The 25,493-nt window shown below is 67.8% G+C and carries 29 protein-coding genes; 15 read left to right on the top strand and 14 right to left on the bottom strand.

The genetic code is table 11. The features are described 5' to 3' along the window. Nucleotides 1–71: 71 nt before the first annotated feature. Nucleotides 72–380, bottom strand: a complete 309-nt coding sequence (locus tag KHB019_RS06785) for a GNAT family N-acetyltransferase (RefSeq protein WP_230101509.1) — start codon at nucleotides 378–380, stop codon at nucleotides 72–74. Nucleotides 381–706: 326 nt separating this feature from the next. Here KHB019_RS06785 and KHB019_RS06790 point away from each other — a divergent pair, with 326 nt between their 5' ends. The 4 genes from KHB019_RS06790 (at nucleotide 707) to KHB019_RS06805 (ending at nucleotide 3,185) form a co-directional block, all read left to right on the top strand. After that, the gene (locus KHB019_RS06790; protein ID WP_230101510.1) at nucleotides 707–1,438 is read left to right on the top strand and encodes a winged helix family transcriptional regulator; all 732 of its coding nucleotides are present in this window, start codon (nucleotides 707–709) and stop codon (nucleotides 1,436–1,438) included. Between the two features lie 83 nt (nucleotides 1,439–1,521). Beyond that, nucleotides 1,522–2,508, top strand: a complete 987-nt coding sequence (locus KHB019_RS06795; RefSeq protein ID WP_337458445.1) for a DNA-3-methyladenine glycosylase family protein — start codon at nucleotides 1,522–1,524, stop codon at nucleotides 2,506–2,508. 21 nt (nucleotides 2,509–2,529) lie between these two features. Then, entirely contained in the window at nucleotides 2,530–2,940 is a 411-nt protein-coding gene (locus KHB019_RS06800; RefSeq protein ID WP_230101512.1) for a VOC family protein, read from the top strand. A gap of 35 nt (nucleotides 2,941–2,975) precedes the next feature. After that, the gene (locus KHB019_RS06805) at nucleotides 2,976–3,185 is read left to right on the top strand and encodes a hypothetical protein (RefSeq protein WP_337458446.1); all 210 of its coding nucleotides are present in this window, start codon (nucleotides 2,976–2,978) and stop codon (nucleotides 3,183–3,185) included. Nucleotides 3,186–3,191: 6 nt separating this feature from the next. Here KHB019_RS06805 and KHB019_RS06810 read toward each other — a convergent pair whose 3' ends face one another. From KHB019_RS06810 to KHB019_RS06825, 4 genes are all read right to left on the bottom strand, one after another. Beyond that, entirely contained in the window at nucleotides 3,192–3,947 is a 756-nt protein-coding gene (locus tag KHB019_RS06810) for an iron ABC transporter ATP-binding protein (RefSeq protein WP_337458447.1), read from the bottom strand. Then, complete coding sequence (locus tag KHB019_RS06815) at nucleotides 3,944–4,993, bottom strand: iron chelate uptake ABC transporter family permease subunit (RefSeq protein WP_337458448.1); 1,050 nt, start codon at nucleotides 4,991–4,993, stop codon at nucleotides 3,944–3,946. Before KHB019_RS06815 ends, KHB019_RS06810 begins: the two co-directional genes overlap by 4 nt. Continuing rightward, nucleotides 4,983–6,023 carry an ABC transporter permease gene (locus KHB019_RS06820; RefSeq protein WP_337458449.1) on the bottom strand — a complete coding sequence of 347 codons (1,041 nt, stop codon included), beginning with the start codon at nucleotides 6,021–6,023 and terminating at the stop codon, nucleotides 4,983–4,985. The genes KHB019_RS06815 and KHB019_RS06820 overlap by 11 nt, the downstream gene beginning before the upstream one ends. A gap of 70 nt (nucleotides 6,024–6,093) precedes the next feature. After that, complete coding sequence (locus tag KHB019_RS06825; protein ID WP_337458450.1) at nucleotides 6,094–7,080, bottom strand: ABC transporter substrate-binding protein; 987 nt, start codon at nucleotides 7,078–7,080, stop codon at nucleotides 6,094–6,096. An 85-nt stretch (nucleotides 7,081–7,165) separates the two neighbouring features. On the opposite strand from KHB019_RS06825, the gene KHB019_RS06830 reads away from it, so the two are divergent. Continuing rightward, nucleotides 7,166–7,930, top strand: a complete 765-nt coding sequence (locus KHB019_RS06830; RefSeq protein ID WP_230101518.1) for a siderophore-interacting protein — start codon at nucleotides 7,166–7,168, stop codon at nucleotides 7,928–7,930. An 87-nt stretch (nucleotides 7,931–8,017) separates the two neighbouring features. Here the strand turns inward: KHB019_RS06830 and KHB019_RS06835 are convergent, their stop codons facing one another. Genes KHB019_RS06835 through sigJ form a run of 3 tightly spaced genes read right to left on the bottom strand, consistent with a single transcriptional unit; the run spans nucleotide 8,018 to nucleotide 11,752 of the window. Beyond that, nucleotides 8,018–9,478, bottom strand: a complete 1,461-nt coding sequence (locus KHB019_RS06835; protein ID WP_230101916.1) for an MFS transporter — start codon at nucleotides 9,476–9,478, stop codon at nucleotides 8,018–8,020. Nucleotides 9,479–9,503: 25 nt separating this feature from the next. After that, nucleotides 9,504–10,838, bottom strand: coding sequence for a M20/M25/M40 family metallo-hydrolase (locus tag KHB019_RS06840; RefSeq protein WP_337458451.1), 1,335 nt, complete (start codon nucleotides 10,836–10,838; stop codon nucleotides 9,504–9,506). 32 nt (nucleotides 10,839–10,870) lie between these two features. After that, on the bottom strand, nucleotides 10,871–11,752 hold the full coding sequence (gene sigJ, locus KHB019_RS06845) for an RNA polymerase sigma factor SigJ (RefSeq protein WP_337458452.1): 882 nt from the start codon (nucleotides 11,750–11,752) through the stop codon (nucleotides 10,871–10,873). A gap of 106 nt (nucleotides 11,753–11,858) precedes the next feature. Here sigJ and KHB019_RS06850 point away from each other — a divergent pair, with 106 nt between their 5' ends. From KHB019_RS06850 to KHB019_RS06865, 4 genes are read left to right on the top strand one after another with little or no spacing between them, the layout of a single operon-like run. Then, on the top strand, nucleotides 11,859–12,311 hold the full coding sequence (locus KHB019_RS06850) for a hypothetical protein (protein WP_337458453.1): 453 nt from the start codon (nucleotides 11,859–11,861) through the stop codon (nucleotides 12,309–12,311). Continuing rightward, complete coding sequence (locus KHB019_RS06855) at nucleotides 12,308–13,054, top strand: SDR family oxidoreductase (RefSeq protein ID WP_337458454.1); 747 nt, start codon at nucleotides 12,308–12,310, stop codon at nucleotides 13,052–13,054. The genes KHB019_RS06850 and KHB019_RS06855 overlap by 4 nt, the downstream gene beginning before the upstream one ends. A 47-nt stretch (nucleotides 13,055–13,101) precedes the next feature. Then, nucleotides 13,102–14,118 (top strand): FUSC family protein, encoded by a 1,017-nt coding sequence (locus KHB019_RS06860; RefSeq protein ID WP_337458455.1) that lies wholly within the window; start codon nucleotides 13,102–13,104, stop codon nucleotides 14,116–14,118. 39 nt (nucleotides 14,119–14,157) lie between these two features. Next, nucleotides 14,158–14,562 (top strand): hypothetical protein, encoded by a 405-nt coding sequence (locus tag KHB019_RS06865; RefSeq protein WP_230101524.1) that lies wholly within the window; start codon nucleotides 14,158–14,160, stop codon nucleotides 14,560–14,562. Here KHB019_RS06865 and KHB019_RS06870 read toward each other — a convergent pair. Continuing rightward, complete coding sequence (locus KHB019_RS06870; RefSeq protein ID WP_230101525.1) at nucleotides 14,546–15,484, bottom strand: LysR family transcriptional regulator; 939 nt, start codon at nucleotides 15,482–15,484, stop codon at nucleotides 14,546–14,548. The genes KHB019_RS06865 and KHB019_RS06870 overlap by 17 nt on opposite strands. A 71-nt stretch (nucleotides 15,485–15,555) precedes the next feature. Here KHB019_RS06870 and KHB019_RS06875 point away from each other — a divergent pair, with 71 nt between their 5' ends. Together KHB019_RS06875 and KHB019_RS06880 are read left to right on the top strand one after the other, a co-directional pair. Then, on the top strand, nucleotides 15,556–17,286 hold the full coding sequence (locus KHB019_RS06875; RefSeq protein WP_337458456.1) for an L-aspartate oxidase: 1,731 nt from the start codon (nucleotides 15,556–15,558) through the stop codon (nucleotides 17,284–17,286). A gap of 103 nt (nucleotides 17,287–17,389) precedes the next feature. Next, nucleotides 17,390–17,812, top strand: a complete 423-nt coding sequence (locus KHB019_RS06880; RefSeq protein ID WP_414684007.1) for a VOC family protein — start codon at nucleotides 17,390–17,392, stop codon at nucleotides 17,810–17,812. 65 nt (nucleotides 17,813–17,877) lie between these two features. Here the strand turns inward: KHB019_RS06880 and KHB019_RS06885 are convergent, their stop codons facing one another. The 5 genes from KHB019_RS06885 to KHB019_RS06905 form a co-directional block, all read right to left on the bottom strand. After that, nucleotides 17,878–18,675 (bottom strand): alpha/beta fold hydrolase, encoded by a 798-nt coding sequence (locus KHB019_RS06885; protein WP_230101527.1) that lies wholly within the window; start codon nucleotides 18,673–18,675, stop codon nucleotides 17,878–17,880. A 62-nt stretch (nucleotides 18,676–18,737) separates the two neighbouring features. Further along, a complete protein-coding gene (locus tag KHB019_RS06890) occupies nucleotides 18,738–19,502 on the bottom strand; it encodes an ABC transporter permease (RefSeq protein ID WP_230101528.1) in 765 nt (254 codons plus the stop codon). 1 nt (nucleotide 19,503) lies between these two features. Continuing rightward, nucleotides 19,504–20,262, bottom strand: coding sequence for an ABC transporter ATP-binding protein (locus tag KHB019_RS06895; RefSeq protein ID WP_337458457.1), 759 nt, complete (start codon nucleotides 20,260–20,262; stop codon nucleotides 19,504–19,506). Beyond that, on the bottom strand, nucleotides 20,259–20,636 hold the full coding sequence (locus tag KHB019_RS06900; RefSeq protein WP_230101530.1) for a DUF1048 domain-containing protein: 378 nt from the start codon (nucleotides 20,634–20,636) through the stop codon (nucleotides 20,259–20,261). Before KHB019_RS06900 ends, KHB019_RS06895 begins: the two co-directional genes overlap by 4 nt. Nucleotides 20,637–20,638: 2 nt before the next feature. Beyond that, a complete protein-coding gene (locus tag KHB019_RS06905; protein ID WP_230101531.1) occupies nucleotides 20,639–20,986 on the bottom strand; it encodes a PadR family transcriptional regulator in 348 nt (115 codons plus the stop codon). A 234-nt stretch (nucleotides 20,987–21,220) separates the two neighbouring features. On the opposite strand from KHB019_RS06905, the gene KHB019_RS06910 reads away from it, so the two are divergent. The 4 genes from KHB019_RS06910 (at nucleotide 21,221) to KHB019_RS06925 (ending at nucleotide 25,457) form a co-directional block, all read left to right on the top strand. Next, nucleotides 21,221–22,045, top strand: coding sequence for a phospholipase (locus KHB019_RS06910; RefSeq protein WP_230101532.1), 825 nt, complete (start codon nucleotides 21,221–21,223; stop codon nucleotides 22,043–22,045). 61 nt (nucleotides 22,046–22,106) lie between these two features. Next, complete coding sequence (locus KHB019_RS06915) at nucleotides 22,107–23,072, top strand: VOC family protein (protein ID WP_337458458.1); 966 nt, start codon at nucleotides 22,107–22,109, stop codon at nucleotides 23,070–23,072. A gap of 212 nt (nucleotides 23,073–23,284) precedes the next feature. Beyond that, nucleotides 23,285–23,713: a MarR family winged helix-turn-helix transcriptional regulator gene (locus tag KHB019_RS06920; protein WP_325470791.1), complete on the top strand. Its 429-nt coding sequence runs from the start codon at nucleotides 23,285–23,287 to the stop codon at nucleotides 23,711–23,713. Between the two features lie 97 nt (nucleotides 23,714–23,810). Beyond that, nucleotides 23,811–25,457, top strand: a complete 1,647-nt coding sequence (locus tag KHB019_RS06925) for an SPFH domain-containing protein (RefSeq protein WP_337458459.1) — start codon at nucleotides 23,811–23,813, stop codon at nucleotides 25,455–25,457. Nucleotides 25,458–25,493: the final 36 nt, after the last annotated feature.

The raw sequence follows: 25,493 nt of genomic DNA on the forward strand, positions 1-25,493 counted from the left end.
ACCGCCTCAGCGAACGGTGCTGAGCAGAGTTCCATTGTATCGGATCGATTACGACTGACGTAAGCCGAGCGTCAGTGACGGCGCAGCAGGCCCTGATGCTCCGGGTTCTGCTCGAACCACTCCGCGACGTACCAGCAGACCGGCTCGACCTTGCGATCGCCACGGCTCTCGATGTCGGCGACGGCGCCCTTCACGACGCAGGCGGCGTACCCGTGGCCGCGGAAAGTCGGGATCGTGAAGGCTCTGGTGAGGGCGATCGTCTTGCCGTCATCGCGGTAGTCCAGGGCACTGACGAGCACTCCGTCTCGCGTGAGCGTGTAGCGCGAAGCATCCTTCTCATCGGTGACGAGGAACCCGTCGACCATCGTGGAATCCGTCATACGTCCACGCTAGGGCACCCCGTCACACCGAGACTCGTTTTGACACCGGGCGTCATGGTCAGACATAATCCCCCCATGACCACCAACGCGCTCCCCTTGTCCGCCCAGGAGGCGAACGGGACTGCCGGGATGATGATGCCCGGTTGCGTTGGCATGTGTTGCCGAATGTGTCGCTGATCACTCAGCTGACCTGTCTGGCTCCGTTCTACGCCATCTGCGAAGCGTGAGCCCCGAGCACCTACCCGTGTGCTTGTTCTCGGCCTTCAGGGTCAACATCGCAACACATCCGAGTCGTACCGACTCACCCTCCCAAGGACTTCATCATCATGTCGAACATCGCACTCCTCGAGCGTCCAGCCACCCGCGCCCCTCATCTGCGTCCCGTCCCCCGCTTCGTCGAATCCGAGGCGCCCGCCACTTCCGCGGCTCCGGCGACACCCGCTGACCTTCCCGCCACCCGCTCACCGCGCGGCTTCGCCCTCTACGTCGGACTCGACGAGATCAAGGCCGCAGAGGCGGGCGTCAGCCTGCCGCTGCTCGTCGACGCCCTGCGCCGCACGCTCGCCGAGCTCGCTCCCGGCGCCGAGACTCACGCCACCGTCGCCCTCGCGCCGCACGGTTCCGGCGGTCGCGACCTCGACGTCGTGCGCCTCGCCCTCCAGGAGCCGGGCGCGATCGCCCGCGCCAAGGCAGCAACGGAGACCGAGGAGAAGAACGAGGACTACGGCGTCACCGTCGACATCTCGCGCAAGCGGGTGCTGATCGATGGCGAGTCCGCCGCGTTCACCTACAAGGAGTTCGAGCTGCTGCAGTACCTCGTCCTCCGCGAGGGCCGCACGATCGAGCGCTCAGAACTCGTCGGCGCCCTGTGGCAGTCTCCAGAGGACGAGACACCGGGCGAGCGCACGATCGACGTGCACGTTCGCCGTCTGCGCGCCAAGCTCGGTCGCTACGAGGACATCGTCCGCACCGTGCGCGGCGTCGGCTACCGGTTCGACCGCCACGCCGATGTCGTCATCCGGTACGGCCACGGCACGCCTTCGCCCGACCGGTTCTGAGGCTCGCGCCTTCGCCGCCCCGTCGGGGGTCAGTCGGCGGGATGCCGCGACCCACTGTCAGCGGTGCGACGTAGGGTGTTCGCATGACCTTGACAGCGGATGCCGCAACCTCAGCCGCCGCACCCGCGCAGTCGGCGCAGCGTGAGCCGCTCCACACCGTCTACCGCCCCGCGCACCCGCTGAACCTCTTCCGCACGGTCGGCGTCCTGATCCGCGGTCCGAAGGATCCGACGATGCTCGTCGACGGATCGACGCTCTGGCGCGCAGCGCGCACTCCTGACGGCATCGCCACGCTCGCCCTCCGCCAAGCGACCGGCGAGGTTCACGCGACCGCCTGGGGCCCAGGCGCCGGGTGGGCGCTCACGCAGCTCCCCCGGCTGTGCGGCGGCGATGACGATGCGACCGGATTCGACGTGGCTTCCTTGACCGCCGCCGGGCATCCGCTCCTCGCCGAGGTCGCCCGCCGCACCGCCGGCGCGCGCCTCACCCGCACCGACCTCGTCTTCGACGCCCTCGCGAGCGCCACGATCGAGCAGAAGGTCACCTCGTACCAGGCGTTCGGCGCGTGGCGAGTGCTGATCACCCGCTTCGGCGAGCGCGCCCCAGGGCCGACACCGCGGCCGATGTTCGCTCCGCCGACGGTCGACGGCTGGCGCGGCATCCCCTCATGGGCCTGGCACCGAGCCGGTGTCGAGCCCCCGCAGTCCCGCGCGATCGTCCGCGCGGCCGAACGCGGTCGGCGCATCGCCGACGCGGTGCTCGCCGCCGAGTCGGGCGACGACCGCGACCGGGTGCTCACGAGCCTGCCCGGCATCGGCGCGTGGACATCCGCCGAGACACGCATCCGCGCGCTCGGCGATCCCGATGCAGTGAGCGTCGGGGATTACCATCTCGCCCACCAGGTCGGTTTCGCGCTCACCGGCGCCCGCGTCGACGACGACGGAATGCTGGAGCTCCTCGCCCCCTGGGCCGGGCACCGCCACCGCGTCATCCGCCTCATCCTGGCCAGCGGTGTCGTCGAACCCCGCCGTGGACCGCGCCTCGCCCCAGAGGATCATCGCCGCCGCTGAACCGTCTGCGAGGGTGGGAAGATGCTCATCTTCGATCACCTCGGCATCACCGTCGACGACCTTCCGCACGCGATCGCGCAGTTCGATCCGGTGATGGTCGCGCTCGGCTTCACCCGGCACGACATCGAAGGCTCGGTGTCATGGCAACGCGACGGCGAGCCCGAGCTCATCCTCTTTCCCGCACGGGAAGCGGGAACCGGTCCGCACCGGCACGGCCATGTGGGCTGGCAGCATCTCGCTCTCGCGGTGGAATCGCGCGACGAGGTCGACCGTCTGCACGGCATCGCCATGGATGCGGGCTGGTCTGCGGTCCGCGCCCCGAAGGAGTACCCGCGATTCAGCGACCGCTACTACGCGGCCTTCGTCGAGGACAGCAGCGGGATCCGCATCGAGTTCATGCACAACCCGCCGCGCGAGCCCGAGACGCTCTGAGCAGTAGTGACAGGTGTCTCCTCTAGGCTGAGCCCATGTCGGCCACCAAGAAGCAGCGCTGGACCTGGCTCGCCGGCACGGTCGTGCTCTTCATCCTGGGCATCGTGATCGGGTTGATCCTGCAGAACGTGTGGCTGGGCCTCGTTCTCGCCCTGATCGTGTCCGTCGTGTGGCTGATCTCCGCCGAGTCGCGCAAGGGCGGCAACACCGGCGTCAACGACGAATCGCACGGCATCGAGCTCTAGAAGGCGTCAGTAGTAGACCGCGAGACGCCCGCGCGGACCGTCGATGACCGTCACCGGGGTGTGGAACACCCGCGTGAGCACCTCGTCCGTGATGATCTCGTCCGGGGTGCCGTGCACGGCGATCCGGCCGTGCTCCATCGCGATGATGTAGTCGCTGTAGGCGGCTGCGAAGTTGATGTCGTGCAGCACGATGACGATCGTGCGTCCCAACTCGTCGGCGGCGCGGCGCAGCTGCCTCATCATCTGCACCGAGTGCTGCGCGTCGAGGTTGTTGAGGGGCTCGTCGAGCAGGAGGTAGTCGGTGTCCTGCGCGAGGACCATCGCTACGTAGGCGCGTTGCCGCTGACCGCCGGAGAGCTGATCGAGGAAGCGCTGTTCCAGATCGGTGAGGTCGAGGAAGTCGATCGTCTCGGAGATCTTGTCCTCGTCGACCTGCGTGAGCCGCCCTCCGCTGTACGGATAGCGCCCGAAGCCGACCAGCTGGCGGACGGTGAGGCGCGTCACGAAGTGGTTCTCCTGGCGCAGGATCGACACGGTCTTGGCGACCTGCTTCGACGCCGTGCGATGCACGTCGAGGCCCGCGACCTCCACCGTCCCCTCGTCGGGCGTGAGCAGCCGCCCGATCATCGTGAGAACGGTGGACTTGCCTGCGCCGTTCGGCCCGACCAGCGCGATGATCCCGCCGGCGGGGATGTCGACCGAGATCGGACCGATCTCGACGTCGTTGCCGTAGCGCTTGGTGACATTGCTGAGACGTATCACAGACGCCCCTTCCGAAGGATGACGAACAAGAACAGCAGACCGCCGATGAGCTCGACGACGATGGTCACGGCGTCGACGAGCGGGAAGACGTGCCGCAGGAGGAAGTACGCGGCCGTGAGGATGACGTAGCCCAGCAGCCAGGCCACGGGCAGGATGCGACGGTGATCGTAGGTGCTCGTGATCGAGTACGCGAGGGTCGCCATGAGGAATCCGAGGAAGGTCATCGGGCCCACGAGGGACGTGGTCATCGCCATCAGCACCGAGACCAGGGTCAGCATGAGCATGATCTGACGCTTGTGGTTCAGTCCGAGGTTCGCGCTGATCTCGCTCCCGAGCGAGATCACGTTCAGGCGTCGCGCGAGGAACCAGATCGTGCCGCCTGTCGCCAGGACGACCGGGATGACGAACCACAGGAAGTCGGTGTTCGCGTTGCCGACGCTGCCGAACAGGCGCGCGACCAGCACATCGAACTCGCTCGGGTCGAGCATCTGCTGCATGAATGTGGCCAGCGAGCCCATGCCGGCCCCGATGATGATGCCGATCAGGAGCATCACGTGCAGGTTCCCGAATCGGCCCGAGAGCAGCCATGAGTACAGCAGCACGGCGAAGAGCACCATCATCGCGCTCTGCAGAAGGAAGCGGCCGAACGGGCTGATCTCCGCGATCCCCGTCGTGCCGAAGAAGAACACGATCATGGTCTGCATGAGCACGTAGAGCGATTCGAAGCCCATGATCGACGGGGTGATGATCCGGTTGTTCGTCACCGTCTGGAAGGTGACGGTCGCGATCGCCTGGCAGAACGTGACCACCGCGATGACGACGAGGGTGGTGACCCGCATCCGGAAGATGCGCCACCACTTCTCACTGAACGGCTCGAACTGATTCCCCCAGGTCAGCAGCAGGATCGTGATGGCCACCGCGCCGACGATGAGAGCGCCCAGGATGAGCAGATACCGGATGCGGTGCGCGCTGCTCGCGTAGGGTCCGAAGTCTCGTCCGGGCGCCGACTGCGCGGATGCGGTGAGGGGAGACGTGTCAGCGGACACCGTTCCTCCTCGTGCGAAGCAGCATGAAGATGAAGACTGCCGAGCCGACGACGCCGAGCACCAGTGACACGGGCACTTCGAACGGCATGATGACGACGCGGCCGATGATGTCGCACATCGTGACGATCCAGATGCCGGTCAGGAACACCCAGGGCAGGTTGGATCGCAGATCGTCACCGCGAACCATCGAGACCAGGTTCGGGACGATCAGGCCGAGGAACGGCAGCATGCCGATCACGACGGTGACGACTCCGGTGGTGAGGGAGATCAGGCCGACTCCGAGCAGCATGACGCGCTCGTAGTCGAGGCCCACGTTCGTCGCGACGTCCTTGCCGAGGCCCGCGACGGTGAAACGGTCGGCGACGATCATCACGATCACCGCGACGACCAGTACGATCCAGAGCAGTTCGTAGCGGCCGATCTCGATGCCGGTGAATCGGCCCATGAACCAGCCGCCGAGGACCTGCAGCAGGTTGAACCGGAGGGCGAGAAACGTCGTGATCGCGCTGACCACCGCGCCGAACATGATGCCGACGATCGGCACGATGAGGGACGACTTCAGCGTGACCCGGCGCAGGAACGCGAAGAAGATCAGTGTGCCGATGAAGGCGAAGACGATCGCCACGACCATCTTGACGAAGATCCCGGAGGACGGGAGCACGATGTAGGTCACGAGGAGCCCGAGACCGGCCCACTCCGTGGTGCCGACGGTCGTCGGCTCGACGAAGCGGTTCTGGGTCATCAGCTGCATGATCAGGCCCGCCATCGCCATGCTGGCGCCGGCGAGCACGAGGGATGCTGTTCGCGGGATGCGGGTGATCCAGAGGAACTCCGCTCCCTCACCAGGGACAGCGGTGATGTCGGCGACCCCGACGAAGATCGACAGCGTGATCAGGCCGATCGTCAGCGCGATCGCGAGGAGCAGCGGCCACGTCCTGCGCCAGCGCGACCGGGTGCGCGAACGGGGTCTGGACGTGGAGAGCGCGTCGATGTTGGTGACGCGCGGTGTAGGGGTCGCCGGAGAGGCCATGGTGCACCGTTCTGCGAGACGCGTCGCCGCCGAGGCTCTCGGCGGCGACGCGTCTGAAGTACTCAGCGGGTCAATTCTCTCCGAAGAGGTCGGCGAGGCCGTTCAGAACAGTGATGTAGGCGAACACGTCCTCGGTGAGGTAGTAGTCCGCGGGGAAGACATAGATCGCTTCGTTCTTCACGGCGGGCACATTCGCCAGCGCCGCGGAACTGTTGATCAGGTCGAGTGCCGGGGTGACCTCGCCCTCGCCGACGGCGGCGTCACGGTCGAGCACCGTGAAGAAATCGGCGTTCGCGCCGGCGAGCGCCTCGAGCGAGACGCTGTCGCCGGTGTGGTTCTCCGACCCCTCGGCGTCGAGCGCCGGGGTGAGGCCGAGCAGATCGAAGAAGATGCTCGATCCACGGCCGTCGATCGGGTTGGCGTAGTTGATCTCTCCGCCCGACGTGATCAACCCCATGACGGTGGACTCGGGGTCATAGGCGTTCTTGGCGCCGTCGACCGCGGTGTGGAACTCCTCGATCAGCGCCTCCGCCTCGGCCTCCCGGTTGAAGACCTCGCCCATCAGCGTGATGCTCTCGGTGACGTACTCGTCGACCGACTGATCCTCGGGGCCGGTCATGTCGACGAACGCGGCGTCTGGTGCGGCATCCTTCACGCCCTGTGCGTTCTCCTCCGCGCTGAAGCGGTAGCCGTTGATGATGAGATCGGGGTCTGCCGCCACGATCTGCTCGAAGTCGGGCTCACCGTGCGTGCCGATGTTCAGGATCTCCTCATCGGCGGCGAGCGGGTTCTCGGGGCTCATGAGGTCGCGCGGGGCGACGGAGACCGGAAGGTCCCAGTCCGCTGCGAGCTGGAAGAAGCGGTTGTCCGTGACGGCGACGCTGTCCGCGCTCTCGATCGTCACCTCGTTGCCTGCGAGGTCGGTGACCGTGATCGGGTAATAGTCCTCGGCTGCGTTCTCGGGGGTTTCGGCATCCGCGGGTGCGCTGCACCCAGCGAGAGCGAGGAGTGAGACGGCACCGAGAGCGGCCACTGCGAGAGTTCTGGGCATGGACATGGAAGGGACTCCTGTTCTGCTGCGTGTCGAGGTTAGTAAGGTAAGGCTTACCTGAAGGGATCCGGAATCAGGCTAGCCTGAAATCATGGCCGATCCGAAATCGTCGTTCTCGCTCGAGCGCAAGATGCTCGCCCTCCAGTTCCGCGAGGTCGCCCTCGTCGCACGCGAGCAGCTCGCCCCGAACTATGTGCGCGTGCGGCTCGAAGGCGACGACCTCTTCGGCTTCGCTTCACTCGGCAGCGACGACCACATGCGGCTGTTCTTCCCTGATCGGATGCCGGATTCCATCGAGGAGCTTCGCGCCGCCCCGAGCCGCGAGTACACGCCGCTGGTCTGGGACGAGAACTGGCTCGAGGTGGAGTTCGCCGTTCACGGCGACGAGGGAATCGCCGCGCGCTGGGCCGCGACGGCTCCGATCGGATCCCGGATCGGCGTCGGTGGGCCACGAGGCTCCGCTGTGATCACCGGGACACCAGGGTCGTGGTTCCTCGCCGGCGACGAGACGGCGATCCCCGCGATTCGCCGGTTCGCGGCGCTGATCGGAGAGCAGCCGGCACGCGTCGTCATCGAGGTGCACGGCGCGGAGGACGAGATCGAGATCGACGCTCCGGTGAAGCCCGAATGGCTGCACCGCGGTGACGAGCCGGCCGGCTCCGCCCTGATCGCCTTCCTCGAGGGACTGGGTGAAGCGGATGCTGTCGGCTCGGACTCGTTCGTGTTCATCGCGGCCGAGCAGTCGGTGGTCAAGCCTGGCCGCGCCCTCCTCGCGCGCTGGGGCGTCGACACCGCCCACGCCGTCGTGAAGGGCTACTGGAAGCGCGGCGAGGCCGAGTACCACGCACCGCACTGAGTGCTGAGATTCCGCAGCCGACTTCGACTCGCTCCGCTCGCTCAGCGCGTGTCGTCCCGCTCCGTTCGCTCGACGCCCCGCCTCGCATCACACGACGGGCGTCACGTCCACCTCGGCGACCCGGTCGGTGAACGCCTGCTTCGGAACGAACAGCAGCAGCACCGCGGCGAGCAGCGCTGTCACGCCGCAGACGATCCAGACGGTGAAGTAGCCCGCCAGCGAACCCGCTGTCCCCTCGGCACCGCCTGAGGTCGAGGCAACCCCGTGCAGCAGCGCGATGCCGAACACGCACGAGGCGATCGCGCCACCGACCGTCTTCACCGAGTTGGTCAGTCCCGTCGCGACACCGGTCTGGGTCTCGGGAGCGGCGGACGCCGCGGCCGCCGGGAGAGCGGCGACCAGCGCACCGGATCCGAGCCCGACGATCACCATGTTGACGATGACCTGCAGATACGCATCGTGGAACGGCAGGAACAGCAGGAACCCGATCGCGACCAGCGCGGATGCTCCGATCAGGGTGACCCGGGGTGTCGCGGGCCGCGCGATCACGGGGAAAAGCAGCGCGCCGGCGATCATGCCGATCAGGTAGATGCCGATGATCAGCGAGGTCGCGAACCCCGTCGTTCCCAACCCGTAGCCGTACACCTCGGGGTCGGTCCGCGCGAACGTCGACAGCGGCGCCTGTGCGCCGAGCACGCTGACGCCGAACAGGCCAGCGGTCAGGAACACAGGGCCGAGCGCCGGCGAGCGGAACATCCGCACATCGATCAGCGGGTCGTCGTGGCGCAGCTCCCACAGCACGAACGGCACGATCAGCAGCAGCCCGAGCACGACGACGGCCCACGACCACGGGTTCACGAGTCCCCCGTCGAGTCGAAGCAGGCTGAGGCCTCCGGTGAAGCAGATCAGCGCCATCGAGATGAGCACGAGCCCCACGGTGTCGAGGACGCCGCCATTCTGCTCCGGCGACTCCTTCACCCCGAACAGGATCACGAAGAAGCACACGACGACCAGCAGCGCCGGGATGAGCAGCACGATCGTCAACGGCAGCACATCGATGAGCGCGCCGCCCAGCAGCGCGCCGAGGATCGCCCCGCCCTCGAGCGCTGCGACCAGGAGTCCCGCCGCCCGCGCCGTGATGACAGACCGCCCCTCCATCCGACGCGAGCGCGACCAGATCAGGGCGATCTCCAGAGGCAGCCAGACGACGTAGAACCCCATCAGCGTCCACGCGATCAGGAACACCCAGAACGAATCCGTGAACGGCAGCGCCAGCGCAGCGGCTGCGGTCAGGGCCGTGGAGATAAGCAGCATCCGCTTGTGGCCGACCATGTCGCCGAGTTTCGCGAATGCCGGAACGACCAGCGCCGAGAGCATAAGCTGCGTGCCCTCGAACCAGTTGACGTCGGCGTCGTGGATCTGCAGGTTACGCGCGATGTCGGACAGCATCGGCGTGTAATAGCCCTGCAGGACGCCGCTGGTGAACTCGACGAACGCGAGGAATCCGACGACGGCGGCGAGCGCGCCCAGGGTCGCGGTACGGGGCATCATTGCTCCATTCGGGTCAGGCGGGTCAGTCGAGGTGCTCGAGCAGAGCCCGGTGGAACATCTCGCCTCGCTCGAGCGTAGCGATCTCGACGCTCTCATCCACGCCATGAATCGCCGCGCGCTGCGCGTTCGACATCTCCAGCGGCGCGAACCGGTACACCGCGGGCGAGAACCGGTGGAAGTGACGCGAGTCGGTCGCCGCCATCATCACGTACGGGACGGGCCGCACGCCGGGGAAGGCCTCCTCCAGCGCGCGGCCGAGCAGCGCGAACTGCTCGTTGTCGGTCGGAGACTCCGGTGACGGCTCGCTGCGCTCGAGGACGTCGATCGAGACCAGCGGGTCACGGATACGGCGCCGCACACGTGCGACGGCGTCGTCGACGGTCTCGCCGAGTGCGATGCGCAGGTTCACGGTGGCGGATGCCTGGGAGGGGATGACGTTGGCCGCGGTTCCTCCTGACTGCATCGTGGGAGCGACCGTCGTCCTGACCATCGCCGCGGGCTCCCCGCCGAGCGCGGCGAAGATGCGGGCATTCAACGGCGGCACGGCCGCGAGCACCTTCAGCAGCAGCCGCGACGGCCCTGTCGCCTGCTCGGAGAACTGCGACAGCATCCGCGAGATCGCCTTCGGCGTGTGGGGCCGGAACGTGCCGGGGCCCAACCGATTCACGGCCCGTGCGATGCGGCGCACCGCGGTCAGAGCGGGCGGTGCCGACGCGTGCCCGCCGTCACCCCGCGCACTGAGGCGGAGCGTCAGCACGCCCTTCTCCCCCACGCCGATCATCGCCGCTCGTCCCTGCACGAACGACAGCGGAGCATCCACCACCGCCCCGCCCTCATCGACGACGAGCCACGGAACGAGCCCACGCTCCTGGAAGACCCGCGCGATCTCGACCGCTGCCGCCCCGAACGTCTCCTCGTTCCCGCCGAACGACAGGTACACGTCGCGCGCCGGCGTGAACCCGGCGGCGAGCAGGTTCTCGACGGCTTCGAGCACGACGATCAGCGGACCCTTGTCGTCGAGCGTCCCGCGGCCGTAGACCCGACCGTCAGCGATCGTGCCGGCGAACGGCGGGTGGGTCCACGGGTCGGACTCGTCGACGGGCACGACGTCGTAGTGCGCCATGAGCACGAGAGGCGCGGCATCCGATGCGCTCCTCCAGCGGAACAGCAGCCCGAGGTCCGTGTGACGCTCGAGCTCGAGATGCTCGTGCGTGAGCGGGTAGAGGTCGGCGATGAGCGAGACGAAGTCCTCGAACGGCTGCATCCCTCGCTGCTCGAGCTCGGCCGACACGGTCGGCAGCTGGATCATGCGTGAAAGGCGTTCGGCGATGCCGGGGCGTGCGACGACAGCGTGCATGGGCTCATGCTATCGGCGCGCTGTCGCCGCCCTCAGCGCCAGAGCGTGAGCTTGTCGGGGTTGCGGACGAGGTAGATCTCGGTGATCCTGTCGCCCGCGACATCGACCGAGATGACCGAGTCGGCACGGCCGTCGACACGCACGAGGAATGCCAATCCTTCTGGCGTCAGCGTCGGCTCGATGGCCGCCGTCGGCTCGAGGTGCGGAACGCCGAGCAGGAACCGTGCCACCCTGTCGGCTCCGAACACCGGGCGACGGGCAGCCGAGATCTTGCCGCCGCCGTCCGAGCGCAGCACGACGTCCGGATCCAGGATCCCGATGAGCGCGGCGAGGTCGCCCGTCGCCGTCGCCTCGGCGAAGGCGCGCGCAACGGCGTCGTGCTGCTCGCGCGAGGCGATGCCCGCGCGCCGTTCGCGGATGCGTCGACGCGCCTGCGATGCGAGCTGCCTGGTCGCGTCGGGACTGCGTCCGACGGTCTCGGCTATCTCGGCGAACGGCACCGCGAAGACGTCGTGCAGCACGAACGCGACGCGTTCGGCCGGGGTGAGCGACTCCAGAACCACCAAGAGCGCCACGCTCACCGATTCGTCGAGCGTCACCCGGTCGAGCGGGTCGGCCGGAACGGATGCCGCGATGGCCGACTCCCCCGGCACGGGCTCTGGCAGCCACTCGCCGACGTACCGTTCGCGTCGGGCTCGCGCGGAGCCGAGCAGATCGAGACACACCCGCCCGGCGACCCTGGTCAGCCAGGCCGCTGGATTGTCGATGCGGGCGCGCTCCTCCGCCGGCATCCGGTACCAGCGCAGGTAGGTCTCCTGCACGGCATCCTCAGCGTCGGCGACCGTGCCGAGCATCCGATAGCCGAGCGCGAGCAGCGTCCGCCGCTCCGCCTCGAGGTCGTCGATCGCGTCCATCCCGTCACATCCTTCCGCACTTCCTGCTTCCACGGCTACGACGACGCAGCGAGGGCGAATGTGAGGTCGCGGCTCACATTCGAGGCGCCTGCATCGTCGAAGAGGTATGAGCATCAAACTGAGACGCATCCTGCTGGGAGTCACCGCAGCGATCGGCACGTTCGTCGGGTTGTGGGCCGCCGCGTGGCCGGCATCCTTCTACGACGCGTTCCCCGGTCTCGGGCGCATGTGGATCGCCGTGGACGGACCGTTCAACGAGCACCTGATCCGCGACGTCGGAGCGCTGTACCTCGCCTTGGCCGCAGCCAGCGTCGCTGCGACGTTCACCCGCAGCCCCGAGTCGGGCCGAGTCGTCGGGGTGGCGTGGACGGTCTTCGGGCTGCCGCACCTGATCTACCACGCCGCCCAATTCGGAGGCATGCCGCTCATCGACGTGATCGGCAACATCATCGGGCTCGGCGGGAGCCTTCTGCTCGGCGTCGTGCTCATTCTCCCCGGCCCTCGCGCCGCACACCCCCAGTCCACGAGAATCGACAACGAGAAGGAGACCACCACATGAAGATCGCTATCGCAGGCGGGACAGGAGTCGTCGGTGCACCGACCGTCGACGCGGTGCGGGCCGCCGGGCATGAGGCTGTCATCCTCACGCGCTCCCAGGGCGTCGACCTCCTCACCGGCGCCGGCCTGGATGCCGCCCTCGACGGAGTCGACGCCGTCATCGACACCGCGAACGTCTCGACCCTGAACGCGGATGCCGCGATCGAGTTCTTCACGACAGCCACGGGCAACCTGGTGCAAGCCTCAGAGCGTGCCGGTGTGCGACACCTCGTGCTGCTCTCGATCGTGGGGATCGACCGGATGCCGTACGACTACTACGCGGGCAAGGTAGCGCAGGAGCAGGTCGTGGAGTCGTCGCCGGTGCCGTGGACCATCCAGCGCGCCACGCAGTTCCACGAGTTCGCGGCGCAGATGTTCTCCGGCGCCAAGGCCGGTCCTCTGCACCTCGCTCCGCGGGCGCGCACCCAGCCGATCGCGGCTGCTGAGGTCGGCAAGCGTCTCGCCGACGTGGCATCCGGAACCCCGCAGGGACGCGCCCGCGATATCGCCGGACCGCGCGAGGAGGCCCTGGATGCCATGGTCAAGGCTTATGCGAACGCCATCGGCCATCGCGGCTGGGTTCCCTCGATCAGCATCCCGACCAAGCAGATGAAGGGGATGCGCGCTGGGCTGGCGCTGCCCGGCTCGGCTGCCGATCTCGGCACGCAGACCTTTGCGGAGTGGGTCGCCACGCAGCACCCCTGACGTCCAGGTCCCGACGTCCAGGTCGCGAGTCGCGAGAGAATGGACGGGTGAGCCTGTTCGCCTTCGCCCCACCCAGCGGCCCGCGGTGGCAGCTCGGCCTGCAGGCGGCGATCGGCATGGCTGTTCCCATCGCCGTGATGACCCTGCTGGGCGACCCGACGCTCGGCTACATCGCCGGTTCCGGCGCCTTCACCGTGCTGTTCGCAGGCGCGGCCCCTGTCGTCGATCGTGCCCGCGTGCTGCCGATCGTCGCTGCCGCCCTCATCGTGAGTGCTGCGCTCGGCGCGTTCGCCGGAGCCAGCAGCTGGCTGGTGACCATCGGCATCGTCGTGATCGCCCTCGTCGCCGCCGGGCTCTCGTTCGGCTTCCGGCTCGGCCCTCCGGGGCCGCTCTTCTTCGTGCTCGTGTTCGGGCTCTCCGCCCAGGTGACCGGCCACGCTGCGATCGCGCCGCTCACGTACACTGCCGCGATCGCCTCCGGCTGTCTGTTCTCGTACGTGGTCGCGATGTCGCCGCTGCTGATCCGACGCGTGCGAGCCCACCCTCCCCGTCCGCTGCGCGAGCTCTTGCCCGGCCCGGCCCTCGATGACGCGTCACGCCTGCGCCTGCTGCGGGTGGTCATCGTCGCGCTGCTCGGCGTGCTGATCGGCTTCTTCGTCGACCCCGCGCGCAGCTACTGGATCGTGGGCGCCGCGATCGCCGTGATCGGCGTCGCCGCCGACCGCCGCGCGGCCTTCCAGCGCGGCCTGCACCGGATGTTGGGCACCGTGCTCGGCGTCGGCGTGTACGCGCTGCTGGCGCTACTGCATCCGCACGGACTCTGGATCGCCCTGCTGCTCGGCATCATGCAGTTCTCCGTCGAGCTCGTCGTCGTGCGCCACTACGCGCTGGCGCTGATGATCATCACTCCCCTCGTGCTGCTGCTCACGGGCGCGGCGACCGGTCAGATCGGGTCGATGGACGTGGCGTTGGAGCGCGTCATCGACACCATCATCGGTGCGGCGCTCGGCACGGCATCCGGTGTCCTGCATCCGAAAGAAGTCCCCGCAACGCGCCGGGACTGACTTAGGGTTGCGATCGTGAGGACGTCGATTCGGAGATGGATGCCACGCGCGATCGACGTCGTCGACGTGTTCGCGTACACGACAGTGCTCGCACTGTTCGTGGAGTTCGCACCCGACATCATCTCGGAGTCCTTCCTCGTGTCGTTCGTGACCGCCATCGTGCTGAAGCTCGTGCTCGAGCTCGCTGTGGCAGCGAAGACCCGCATCGTCAAGCGGATCCGAGCAGCTCAGAACCGACGTGGCCGGATCGTCAGCACGGCCGCTCTCATGCTCACCGCCGGTGCGAGCAAGTTCTTGATCCTGTGGCTCACTGACCTCGTGCTCGGCGACGCCGTCCACCTCGGCGGATTCCTGTCGGTCACTGTGCTCGTCATCGCGCTGATGCTCACGCGAGAGCTCGTGCGTCGCGCCGTGCGGCCGTCGTCGCTCACGACATCGGCGTGACCGGATGCAGCGTCTCCGGCGAGCGCGCCGCGAGGTAGTCGGCCGTACTCACGATCACCGCTCGCATCGCGGCGGCCGCGCGGGTCGGGTTCACGTCGCTCCGGTGGGCGAGGACGATGGTGCGCTCCAACTGCGGATCCGTCAGCCGCGCTGACCGCAGCGTCGGCCGATCAACGGGCACGGTTGCTGGTACGACGGCGACGCCGAGACCTCGTTCGACGAATCGCAGCACGGCATCCATCTCGGCGCCCTCGACCACGAGGGATGGCGTCAGCCCCGCAGCCTCGAACGCGGCATCCGTCGCCCCGCGCAGGTCGTAACTGTCGGCCAGGGCGACCAGCGGCAGCTGGGCCAGCCCCTCGAGGTCGATCGAGCCGTCGGTGATCGGCTGCGCATCCGCCGACGAGACCACGACCAGCTCCTCGGTGAGCAGCGGGGTGCGCACGAGCGCGGGGCCCGCGACCGGCTGCCCGTCCGACATCGTGACCAGGGCCATGTCGACGGCCCCACCGGCGAGCTGCTCGATCAGCAGGTTCGAGCCGCCCTCGACCAGCTGCAGCTCCACGCCAGGGTACGCGTCGTGGAATGCCCGCAGCACCTCGGCGACGAGACTGATGCACAGCGTCGGGGTGGCGCCGAGCCGAACGCGACCGCGCTGGAGCCCGGCGAGCTCGGCCATCTCGGAGCGAATGGCCTCGGCATCCGCCAGCATCCGGCGCGCACGGGGCAGCAGCGTCTCGCCGGCGGCCGTGAGTGAGATATTGCCGCGCGCACGATGGAACAGCTCAGCACCGAGCTCCTGCTCGAGGGTCGAGATCTGTCGACTGAGCGATGGCTGGGCGAGGTGCAGCTTCTCGGACGCACGCGTGAAGTGCCCGAGTTCAGCGACCGCGACGAATCCCCTGAGCTGCTCCAAGTTCATGCCACCAGTCTATCGTGACTACGCGAACAATGCATTGGAGTTATCGGCTTCCGGTTCTTACCGTTGATCTCATGAGCACTCGCGAACGCCAGATCTCCACCACCGTCCTCGTCATCGGCACCGGCGGCTCGGGCCTCCGCGCCGCGATCGAGGTCGCCGAGCACGGCGTCGACGTCCTCGCGGTCGGGAAGCGGCCGCGGAACGACGCGCACACCTCGCTCGCCGCCGGCGGCATCAACGCCGCGCTGGGCACGATGGACGCCGACGACACGTGGCAGCAGCACGCCGCGGACACGATCAAGGAGAGCTACTTCCTCGCGAACCCGCACACGGTCGAGGTGGTCACGCAGGGCGCGGAGCGCGGCATCCGGGATCTCGAGCGCTGGGGCATGGACTTCGCCCGCGAGGACGACGGACGCATCTCGCAGCGCTTCTTCGGCGCGCACACGTTCCGGCGCACGGCTTTCGCCGGCGACTACACCGGTCTCGAGATCCAGCGCACCCTCGTGCGCCGCGCCGAGCAGCTCGATGTGCCGATCCTCGACGGCGCCTACATCACCCGCCTGCTCGTGCGCGATGGCGTCGTCTTCGGCGCCTACGGCTTCGACCAGGCCGACGGCACGCGCTACCTCATCCATGCGGATGCCGTGATCCTCGCCGCCGGCGGACACAACCGCATCTGGCGCCGCACGTCGTCGCGCCGAGACGAGAACACCGGCGACTCGTTCCGTCTGGCGGTCGAAGCAGGCGGCCGCCTGCGCGACCCGGAGCTCGTGCAGTTCCATCCGTCGGGCATCATCGAGCCGGAGAACGCGGCGGGCACGCTCATCTCCGAGGCCGCGCGCGGCGAGGGCGGCATCCTGCGTAACGCGCTCGGCGAGCGATTCATGGCGAAGTACGACCCGGAGCGGATGGAGCTGTCCACCCGCGACCGCGTGGCGCTGGCCGCGTACACCGAGATCAAGGAGGGGCGCGGAACCGAGAACGGTGGCGTCTGGCTCGACGTGTCGCACCTGCCGCGCGAGACGATCATGACCCGGCTGCCGCGGGTCTACCAGACCATGATGGAGCTGCAGATGCTCGACATCACCGTCGACCCGATCGAGATCGCCCCGACCGCGCACTACTCGATGGGCGGCGTGTGGGTCAGGCCGGACGACCACGGCACCGACGTCGACGGACTCTACGCGATCGGCGAGGCGTCCAGCGGCCTGCACGGCGCGAACCGCCTCGGCGGCAACTCGCTGATCGAGCTGCTCGTGTACGGCCGGATCGTCGGCCAGGCCGCGATGGCGCACGCCGCGGGTCTTGAGGCGCAGAACCGATCTGCGGATGCCGTGACCGCGGCTCGCGCCGAGATCGACGACCTGCTGGCCGCCGATGGCCGCGAGAACGTCCGCGCGCTGCAGCGCGCGATCCGCAACACCATGACCGAGCACGCCGGCGTCGTGCGCTCGGAGGAGGGTCTGCGCGCCGGGCTCGCGGAGCTCGAGGAGATCGAGGCCCGGATGCACGACGTCGGCATCCACCCGGACATCGCCGGATTCCAGGACCTCGCGCATGCGTTCGACCTGAAGGCCTCGGCGCTGGCCGCGCGGGCTACCCTCGAAGCTGCTCTCGAGCGCCGCGAGACACGTGGATGCCACAACCGCAGCGACTTCCCCGACGAGGACCCGACTCTGCGGGTGAACCTGGTGTGGTCGCCGAGCACGGGGGTGACGCGCGAGGAGATCCCGCCGGTGCCCGCCGAGATCATGGACCTCATCCGCGAGGTGTCCTCCGAGGGCAAGCTCGTCGAGTAGCGCGAACGCATCGCGGCGCGATCACGTTGCCGCAGAACCCATTGAGGATCGCGGATGCTGGGCGCACACTGGTTGCATCCGAGCACTCGACCAAGGAGCGATCGTGGCGAACCTCAACCCGTACCTGTCCTTCCGCGACTCCGCCCGTGAGGCGATGGAGTTCTATCAGAGCGTGCTCGGCGGCGACCTGGCCGTCAGCACGTTCGGCGAGATGCCCGACAGCGGCACAGCCGCGGGCGAGGAGAACCTGGTCATGCATGCGCAGCTGAATGCTCCGGGCGGGCTGGTGCTCATGGCATCCGACACCCCGACCGGCATGGAGTACCAGTCGCCGCAGGGCATCTCGGTCTCGCTGAGCGGCGGATCGGTCGACACGGACTATCTGCACCGCGCGTGGGACGGCCTCGTCGACGGCGGAACAACGGTCATGCCGCTGGATGCCGCGCCCTGGGGCGGCGAGTTCGGCATGCTCGTCGACCGCTTCGGCATCTCGTGGATGGTCGCGATCGAGGACTCGTTCGCCTGAACACTTCCCCGCGTCCCGATGCGGGATTGTTTTCGTCGGTTCTGGACGCTCAGAACCGACCGGAATCATCTCGCATCGCCCCGGGGCGCGGCATCCACGCGAGCGAGCCAGTCCGTGACAAGCGCTGCGACCAACGCCGGCCGCTCAAGGGGCACGTTGTGACCACCGGCATCCACAATCGCGAACGTCCCCCGCGAGTAATGCGCGCGAAGCGCGAGTCCGTCCTCGAACCCGGTGACCTGATCCTGCCGGCCGAATACATGCAGCGACGGCGCGTCGAAAGGCTCTGGATGCGCCGCCTCCGGCTCACGATCGAGGGCGTACGAAGACGCGATCTTGGCGAGAAGGCGCACGTCGGCAGCGCGAGCCGCCGGAGCGATCGACTCAGCAAAAATACGAGCAGAGTCCACGGACTGCACGACGGCGATCTCGGCATAGTCGTCGGCGGCATCGCCTGCGGCACGCCGCGCTTCGTCATCCTCGAACAGAATCTCCCGCGGAGGCAGCATCCGATCCGCGGCATAGGGAACGAAAGCGCCGACAAGTGTGGCGAGCCCGCGCACCTGCGAGCGCAGCTCGTGCGCGACGTAGCGGGCGAGCATCCCGCCGAACGAGTTCCCCAGGATTGCGAAGGGCTCGTCGCCGAGCCGACCTCGCAGCTCTGCGACCAGCACATCGGCCACCGCCTGGGTGCTGGCCGGAGCATCCGGAGCGACGGGCGGTACCCAGGGAAGGTCGACATATATGCGGCGCCACCCGGCGGAAGCCACGGCCGCGTCGAGCGGCAGCACCACCCGATGATCGACGCCGAATCCGTGGACCAGTACTAGAGGCGCCCCATCGCCGATCTCCTGAACGATCACGTGCCCACCCTACGGGCCTGATACGTCGATGCGAGAAGGGTGGGGCGGGCGACGCCCGCGCTTCAGCGCAGCTTCTTGCGATACACCGCCACCGCGAACGCATAGGCGACGACCAGGATGCCGACGAGCCAGCCCAGCGCGATCCAGATGTCGCCGCCCACCGGCTGCCCGGCGAACAGCGCGCGGATCGTGTTGACGATCGAGGTGACCGGCTGGTGCTCGGCGAACCAGGCGACCGGCCCCGGCATGGATGCCGTCGGGACGAACGCCGAGCTGATGAACGGCAGGAAGATGAGGGGGTAGCTGAATGCGCTCGCGCCGTCGACGGTCTTCGCCGACAGCCCGGCGATCACCGCCAGCCAGGTCAGTGCCAGCGTGAACAGCAGCAGGATGCCGGCGATGCCGAGCCATGCGCCGAACGACGCTCCTGTGCGGAACCCCATGGCGAACGCCACGCCGATCACGATCGCGACCGACAGCATGTTCGCCACGGCCGACGTGAGCACGTGCGCCCACAGCACGCTCGAGCGCGCGATCGGCATCGACTGGAACCGTTCGAAGATCCCACCCTGCATGTCGAGGAACAGCCGGTAGGCCGTGTACGCGATGCCAGAGGCGACCGTGATGAGCAGGATGCCGGGGAGCATGTAGTCGATGTACGCGCCGTTGCCCCCGGTGTCGATCGCGCCGCCGAACACCCACACGAACAGCATGAGCAGGGCGATCGGTGTGATCGCGGTGGTGATGATCGTGTCGGGGCTGCGCAGGATGTGGCGCAGCGAGCGCCCGGTGAGAACGCGGGTGTCGCTGAGGACGTGACTGGTCATCTCAGTTCCCTTCTGCAGCAGACGGGCCGACCAGGGCGAGGAAGACGTCCTCGAGGCTCGGTTGCTTCTCGATGTATTCGACTTCGGCGGCCGGCAGCAGCTTCTTGAGCTCTGCGAGCGTGCCGTTCTGAATGATCGTGCCCTCGTGGAGGATCGCGATCCGGTCGGCGAGTTGTTCGGCCTCGTCGAGGTACTGCGTCGTGAGCAGCACCGTGGTGCCGGCATCCGCCAGGTCCCGCACCGTCTGCCACACCTCGATGCGCGACTGCGGGTCAAGACCCGTGGTCGGCTCATCCAGGAAGATGATCGACGGACGACCGACCAGGCTCATGGCGATGTCGAGGCGGCGGCGCATACCGCCGGAGTAGGTGCCGGCGCGTCGGCCGCCGGCATCCGTCAGCGAGAAGCGCGCGAGCATGTCGTCGGCGATCCCGCCCGGGTCCGCGAGGTGGCGCAGCTTCGCGACGAGCACGAGGTTCTCACGCCCGGTGAGCACCTCGTCGACCGCGGCGAACTGCCCGGTGAGGCTGATCGACTCGCGGACGTCGCCAGGAGCTGCGGCGACGTCATGGCCGTCGACGGTCGCGGTGCCGCCATCCGCCTTGAGCAGGGTCGACAGAATACGGACGAGTGTCGTCTTTCCGGCGCCGTTCGAGCCGAGGAGAGCGAAGATCGACCCCGCCTCGACCTCGAAGTCGACGCCGCGCAGGACCTGGACGTCCTTGAACGACTTCGTGATGCCGTGTGCTGTGATCATCATTGCTCTCGCTCCGGGTCTTCGGCGACGGCCGCGTCGATGGCGTCGGCGAGGCGCTTGCGCTCCTTGTCGACCCAGTGCTTGCCCGCGTACGCCTGGGCGAAGGTGTCGGCGAACTCGGAGGGGTCGTCCCCCACGATCTCGCGTACCGGCGTGCCGTCGGCGGCCGCCTGCTCCCACAGGTCGGCGAAGTCGTCGAACATGTGGATCAGAGTCTCGCCGTCTACGATTCCGCCGGATGCCATCAGGTAGCGGTGCAGCGCCATCGCCGTGGCGCGATAGGGGGCGGGCAGGGCGTCGATGCGCGCCATGCTCTGCTTGTACTTCTTCTTCTGCTCGAGCGATCCGGTGAGCGCTTCGATCCACTTTGCAGCCATTGTCAGTCTCCTTGGTCGGTGGGGTTGTGAGTGCCGTGGAGGTGTTCGATGCGCTCGGCGAGGAAGCTCCACGTCTTCCAGAACTCGCCGAGTTGAATGCGGCCCTGCCTGTTCAGCGAGTACACCTTGCGGGGCGGACCCTTCTCAGACGGAACCTTCTTGACGTCCACGAACCCGCGCTGCTCGATCCGCACGAGAAGCGCGTACACGGTGCCCTCGACGAGGTCGGTGAACCCCTCATCGCGCAGTCGCGCCGTGATCTCGTAGCCGTATGCAGGGCGATCGGCGAGGATCGCGAGCACGATGCCCTCGAGCGTGCCCTTGAGCATCTCGGTCATCTGGTTGGCCATCGCCCCTCCTTCTACTCAGTGTTGTTGAGTACCAGTAGAAAGTAACACTAGGTACTGGTACTTGGCAACACCGAGTACTGAAGTTCGCGGAACCCGCTCACACCGCGCATTCAGGCCCCACGGAGGTCTCGCACAGGCTCCGTGATACAGAATCGTTACCTTGTGCGCTCGACCCGAGGGCGCACCTGCCGCCCCGAAGCGGCTCAGCTACGTCAAAGGATCGTTACGTTCGTCATGCCTGAAACCCGACTCGCCACCCGTGCCCGCCGCCGAACCGTTCGCACCCACCGCCGCATCGTCGCACTCACCCTCGTCGCCGGGGCCGCTCTCGGTCTCGTCGCGACGGCCGGACTGACCTCCGCAGCTCCCGCGACCGCCGACGTGACCGGACGAGCAGCCGTCATCGATCGGGGCGAGCTTCGTGCCGAGCTGGCCGCAGCCGAGAGCGCCCTCGAGTCGGCCGATGCCGCCCTGACAACGGCCGCTGACACCTCGGCCAAGGTCGAGGACTCCGGCTTCGACATCGACGCCGACATCGATACGAGCAGCCTCGAGAACTCCGTCGCCGCCCTGTCGGACGAGGACGCGATCGGCTTCGTCCGCTCGATGCTCACCGAATCGACCACCGTGCAGAGCAAGCTCGTCACGGCCCAGACCACGGCGCTCCAGGCGAGCCTGGACGACGCGGTCGCCGAGAAGAAGGCCGAGGAGGCCGCCGCAGCGAAGGCAGCAGCCATCGCCGCGGCGAACACCCCTGACGGCGCGCGGAACGCCGCCGCTCTGATCGCCGCCGAGGACTTCGGCTGGGGTGCGGACCAGTTCTCCTGCCTGAACTCGCTGTGGACCAAGGAGTCGGGCTGGAACTACCAGGCCTACAACCCGAACGGTGGAGCGACCGGCATCCCGCAGGCGCTCCCCGGCAGCAAGATGGCCAGCGCCGGATCCGACTGGCAGACCAACGCCACCACGCAGATCCGCTGGGGCCTGGACTACATCCAGCGCGCCTACGGCACCCCGTGCTCGGCGTGGGGCCACTCGCAGGCCGTCAACTGGTACTGATCCGGCGATTCATTTTTGTTGCCGCGGGAACAAAAATGAATTGAAGGCTGTTTCCCGTGGTGTGACCTCATCTCCACGCCGCTCTCTGTCAACGACCGCCCGCTGGACGATCGGCGCCGGAGCCCTCGTGCTCATCGTCGCCGTCGTCGGGATCTGGTGGGCGATGTCCGGCCGCTCCGCCGAATCGACGCCGGATGCCGGCATCCTCCCGGCCGACACCGCGATGGGCGTCGTCACGATCGCGGCGCGCGATCTCGACACCATGACCACGTACTACCGTGACGTCATCGGACTGACGGTTCTCGAGGAGTCCGACGGCCTGGCCGTCCTCGGGCTCGAGGATCCCCTGATCCGCCTGGAGAGCACTGATGCCGTATCCGATGATCCGCGCAGCGCGGGCCTGTATCACTCGGCGATCCTGTACGCGGATGCGGCCTCGCTGGCACGGACGCTGGTGAACGTCGCAGAGCGCGCTCCCGAATCGTTCCAGGGCAGCTCCGACCATGCCGTCAGCCTCGCCTTCTACGTGGGCGATCCGGAGGGCAATGGTGTCGAGCTGTACATCGATCGCCCGCGAGACGAGTGGGTGTGGGAGGACGGCCGGGTCGTCACGGGCAGCGCGATACTCGACCCGAATCAGTTCATCAACGAGAACCTCGAGGGCGACGCCTCAGGTGTCGCGACGATGGGGCATGTGCACCTGCGCGTGGGCGACCTCGACAGCGCACGCGACTTCTACTCGGATGTGCTCGGTTTCGACGTCACGGCCGAGTCCGATGGCGCCGTCTTCTACTCGGCCGGCGGATACCATCACCACCTCGCGACGAACACGTGGCAGAGCGCCGGAGCCGGAGAACGGCCCGAGAGCGCTGGACTGCGCGGGATCACGGTCGCCGTCCCCTCGGCATCCGACCTCAATGATCTCGTGACGCGCCTGACGGATGCCGGGATCGAGCACACGGCGTCGGACGCCGACGTCATCACGGCTGATCCGTGGGGCAACGCGGTGCGGTTCGTGTTGGGCTGACACCGGCCCTTGCACGGCCCGATCGCGCAGCCTGGCAAAGTTTCCGTGACCAAACCGTTGCATTCGTTACCTCGCCGTTATACAGTTATCGCACGGTGAATGTTTGCTGTGGCATCCACCGCATGTGATTGCAGGACACTCTTGGTGCAAGGGACAAGGGCCGGTCGGAAGCCTCTCCGACCGGCCCTTCACCGTTCCGTTACTCTGTATCCATGACAGACCGGAAGCTCGCGCTCGAAGCGTGGGAGGGCCTGTTCCGCGCCCAGCACGAACTGTTCACAGCCATGAGCGCGGACTTCGACAACACTCCGATCACCCAGGCCGAGTACGACGTCCTGCTCACGGTCACGCGCGCCCCGGAGATGACCGCTCGACTGCGCGAAGTGACCACGCACATGCTCATCAGTCAGCCCAGCGTCTCGCGGCTCGTCGACCGCATGGTCGCCCGGGGCCTGATCACGAAATCCGGAGACCCGACAGACGGGCGCGGTGCCATTCTCCGGGCGACGGATGCCGGTGCACGGGCCTTCCGCGAGGTCGCGACCGCGCACAGCCGCTCGATCGTGGAGAACATGCGCGCACTCGATGACGACGAGTTGCGTCAGCTGCGCACGCTCACCGACAAGCTCCGCGGGCGCTGACCCCGCAGCATCCGCCCCACCCGACGGCGAACATGCCATCTCTGGCATAGTCGGTTGTGAATGCTCCACCGGGAGCAGACTCACAGGGGGTAGTCACATGGAGATCGCCGGACTCGTCGGCATTCTGGTTCTCGTCGGCATCGCTGTCGTCGTCCTGATCGTGATCGGTCTGGTGGTGCTGCTGTTCGCGCGCAGCTGGATCAAGGTCGCTCGCGCCGATGAGGCGCTGGTCATCTCCGGACGCAAGCAGAAGGTGCAGCGCGCGGTCATCAACGCGGACGGCAGCAGCAGCTCGGAGATCGTCGACTCCCCCGTCACCGTCATCGTCAACGGCAAGTCCCTGGTCAACCCGATCACCCAGCGCCACGAGATCATCTCGCTGCGATCACGCCAGGTCTCGCTCAACGCCGAGGCGCAGTCGCTCGACAGCGTGACTCTCAACGTCGACGGCGTTGCGATCGTGAAGATCGGCTCCGATCCCCTCTACGTGCGCCGTGCGGCCGAACGCTTCGCCTCCCAGGACAAGGCCATCGAACAGTTCACCACCGAGCAGCTCGAGGGTGCTCTCCGCGGCATCGTCGCGACCCTCTCGGTCGTCGAGCTCATGCGCGAGCGCAAGAAGTTCTCCGACCAGATCGCCGCCGACGTCTCGCAGGAGCTGGCCGAGCAGGGCCTGATCCTGGACTCGTTCCAGATCAAGGGCATCACCGACAAGGTCGGCTACATCCAGTCGCTGGGTGCACCAGAGATCCAGTCGAAGCGCCAGGCGGCCGAGATCTCGCAGACCAATGCCGACCGCGCGATCAACCAGAAGAACATCGCCAACCAGGAGTCGAACCTGGTCGAACAGACCGCGCTCGACACCAACACCGCGAACGCCAACGCGGGCATCGGTCGCGCACGGGCCGAGGCCGAACAGGCCGAGCACCTGGCCCGCGCACAGGCTGAGCAGGCCGTTCTGCAGCAGAACGCCGAGAACCGCCAGGCCCAACTGGATGCCGACGTCAAGCGCGTCGCGGACGCCCAGAAGTACGAGGCCGAGACCCGCGCGCAGGCCGACCTCTACACCCGCGAACGCGCTGCAGAGGCTGCAGCGATCGAGCAGGTCAAGCAGGCCGAGGCCCGCACCCGCATCGCCGAGCAGCAGGCAGAGGCCGACCGCGCCCGCGCGGCAGGTGAGGCAGCCGCCGCCGAGGCGAAGGCCACGGGTGAGGCCAACGCCCTGCGTGCGCTCGCCGACGCCGAGGCCGAAGCCCGTCGCCTGCGCGCCAGCGCCGAGGCAGACGCCATCCGCGCCGAGGGTGAAGCTCGCGCGGCCGCCGTTGAGGCCGAAGCGAAGGCCATCGCATCCAACCAGGAGGCGTTCCTCTCGCAGCGCGTGCTCGACGTGCTCCCCACGATCATGGGCGAGTTCGCGAAGGGCTACGCCACGATCGGCAGCGTCTCGATCATCGGCGGGTCCGGCGAGGACGGAGCGTCGAACGTCGTCGGCGCCGACAGTGCGAAGGCCCTGAAGTCCGTATTCGACAGCGTGAGCTCGGCCACGGGTCTCGACCTCGCCGCGATCATCCAGGGTCAGGCGGTCGGACAAGGCATCGGCGCGGGCATCGCGAAGACGCAGGCGTCAGCACAGGCATCCGCTCCCGCAGCAGCGCCGGCCCCGGCACCGTCGAAGCGCCCGGGCACGAAGACGGTGGATGCGTCGGATGCCGTCAGCGCTGAGGATTCTGCGGCCGGCGAGTAGGGCTTCGACTCGCTGACGCTCGCTCACCCCGTTTCG

Source organism: Microbacterium sp. KHB019, from assembly GCF_037285405.1.
Taxonomy (GTDB): domain Bacteria; phylum Actinomycetota; class Actinomycetes; order Actinomycetales; family Microbacteriaceae; genus Microbacterium.

Bases quoted from the DNA above. Each gene is read 5' to 3' on its own strand.
- KHB019_RS06905 (WP_230101531.1), bottom strand. From the start codon at position 20,986: ATGGCCAACCAGATGACCGAGATGCTCAAGGGCACGCTCGAGGGCATC.
- KHB019_RS06795 (WP_337458445.1), top strand. From the start codon at position 1,522: ATGACCTTGACAGCGGATGCCGCAACCTCAGCCGCCGCACCCGCGCAG.
- KHB019_RS06870 (WP_230101525.1), bottom strand. From the start codon at position 15,484: ATGAACTTGGAGCAGCTCAGGGGATTCGTCGCGGTCGCTGAACTCGGG.
- KHB019_RS06900 (WP_230101530.1), bottom strand. From the start codon at position 20,636: ATGGCTGCAAAGTGGATCGAAGCGCTCACCGGATCGCTCGAGCAGAAG.
- sigJ (WP_337458452.1), bottom strand. From the start codon at position 11,752: ATGGACGCGATCGACGACCTCGAGGCGGAGCGGCGGACGCTGCTCGCG.
- KHB019_RS06920 (WP_325470791.1), top strand. From the start codon at position 23,285: ATGACAGACCGGAAGCTCGCGCTCGAAGCGTGGGAGGGCCTGTTCCGC.
- KHB019_RS06855 (WP_337458454.1), top strand. From the start codon at position 12,308: ATGAAGATCGCTATCGCAGGCGGGACAGGAGTCGTCGGTGCACCGACC.
- KHB019_RS06805 (WP_337458446.1), top strand. From the start codon at position 2,976: ATGTCGGCCACCAAGAAGCAGCGCTGGACCTGGCTCGCCGGCACGGTC.
- KHB019_RS06890 (WP_230101528.1), bottom strand. From the start codon at position 19,502: ATGACCAGTCACGTCCTCAGCGACACCCGCGTTCTCACCGGGCGCTCG.
- KHB019_RS06910 (WP_230101532.1), top strand. From the start codon at position 21,221: ATGCCTGAAACCCGACTCGCCACCCGTGCCCGCCGCCGAACCGTTCGC.
- KHB019_RS06875 (WP_337458456.1), top strand. From the start codon at position 15,556: ATGAGCACTCGCGAACGCCAGATCTCCACCACCGTCCTCGTCATCGGC.
- KHB019_RS06895 (WP_337458457.1), bottom strand. From the start codon at position 20,262: ATGATGATCACAGCACACGGCATCACGAAGTCGTTCAAGGACGTCCAG.
- KHB019_RS06840 (WP_337458451.1), bottom strand. From the start codon at position 10,838: ATGCACGCTGTCGTCGCACGCCCCGGCATCGCCGAACGCCTTTCACGC.
- KHB019_RS06825 (WP_337458450.1), bottom strand. From the start codon at position 7,080: ATGTCCATGCCCAGAACTCTCGCAGTGGCCGCTCTCGGTGCCGTCTCA.
- KHB019_RS06820 (WP_337458449.1), bottom strand. From the start codon at position 6,023: ATGGCCTCTCCGGCGACCCCTACACCGCGCGTCACCAACATCGACGCG.
- KHB019_RS06865 (WP_230101524.1), top strand. From the start codon at position 14,158: ATGCCACGCGCGATCGACGTCGTCGACGTGTTCGCGTACACGACAGTG.
- KHB019_RS06850 (WP_337458453.1), top strand. From the start codon at position 11,859: ATGAGCATCAAACTGAGACGCATCCTGCTGGGAGTCACCGCAGCGATC.
- KHB019_RS06785 (WP_230101509.1), bottom strand. From the start codon at position 380: ATGACGGATTCCACGATGGTCGACGGGTTCCTCGTCACCGATGAGAAG.
- KHB019_RS06790 (WP_230101510.1), top strand. From the start codon at position 707: ATGTCGAACATCGCACTCCTCGAGCGTCCAGCCACCCGCGCCCCTCAT.
- KHB019_RS06800 (WP_230101512.1), top strand. From the start codon at position 2,530: ATGCTCATCTTCGATCACCTCGGCATCACCGTCGACGACCTTCCGCAC.
- KHB019_RS06830 (WP_230101518.1), top strand. From the start codon at position 7,166: ATGGCCGATCCGAAATCGTCGTTCTCGCTCGAGCGCAAGATGCTCGCC.
- KHB019_RS06925 (WP_337458459.1), top strand. From the start codon at position 23,811: ATGGAGATCGCCGGACTCGTCGGCATTCTGGTTCTCGTCGGCATCGCT.
- KHB019_RS06835 (WP_230101916.1), bottom strand. From the start codon at position 9,478: ATGCCCCGTACCGCGACCCTGGGCGCGCTCGCCGCCGTCGTCGGATTC.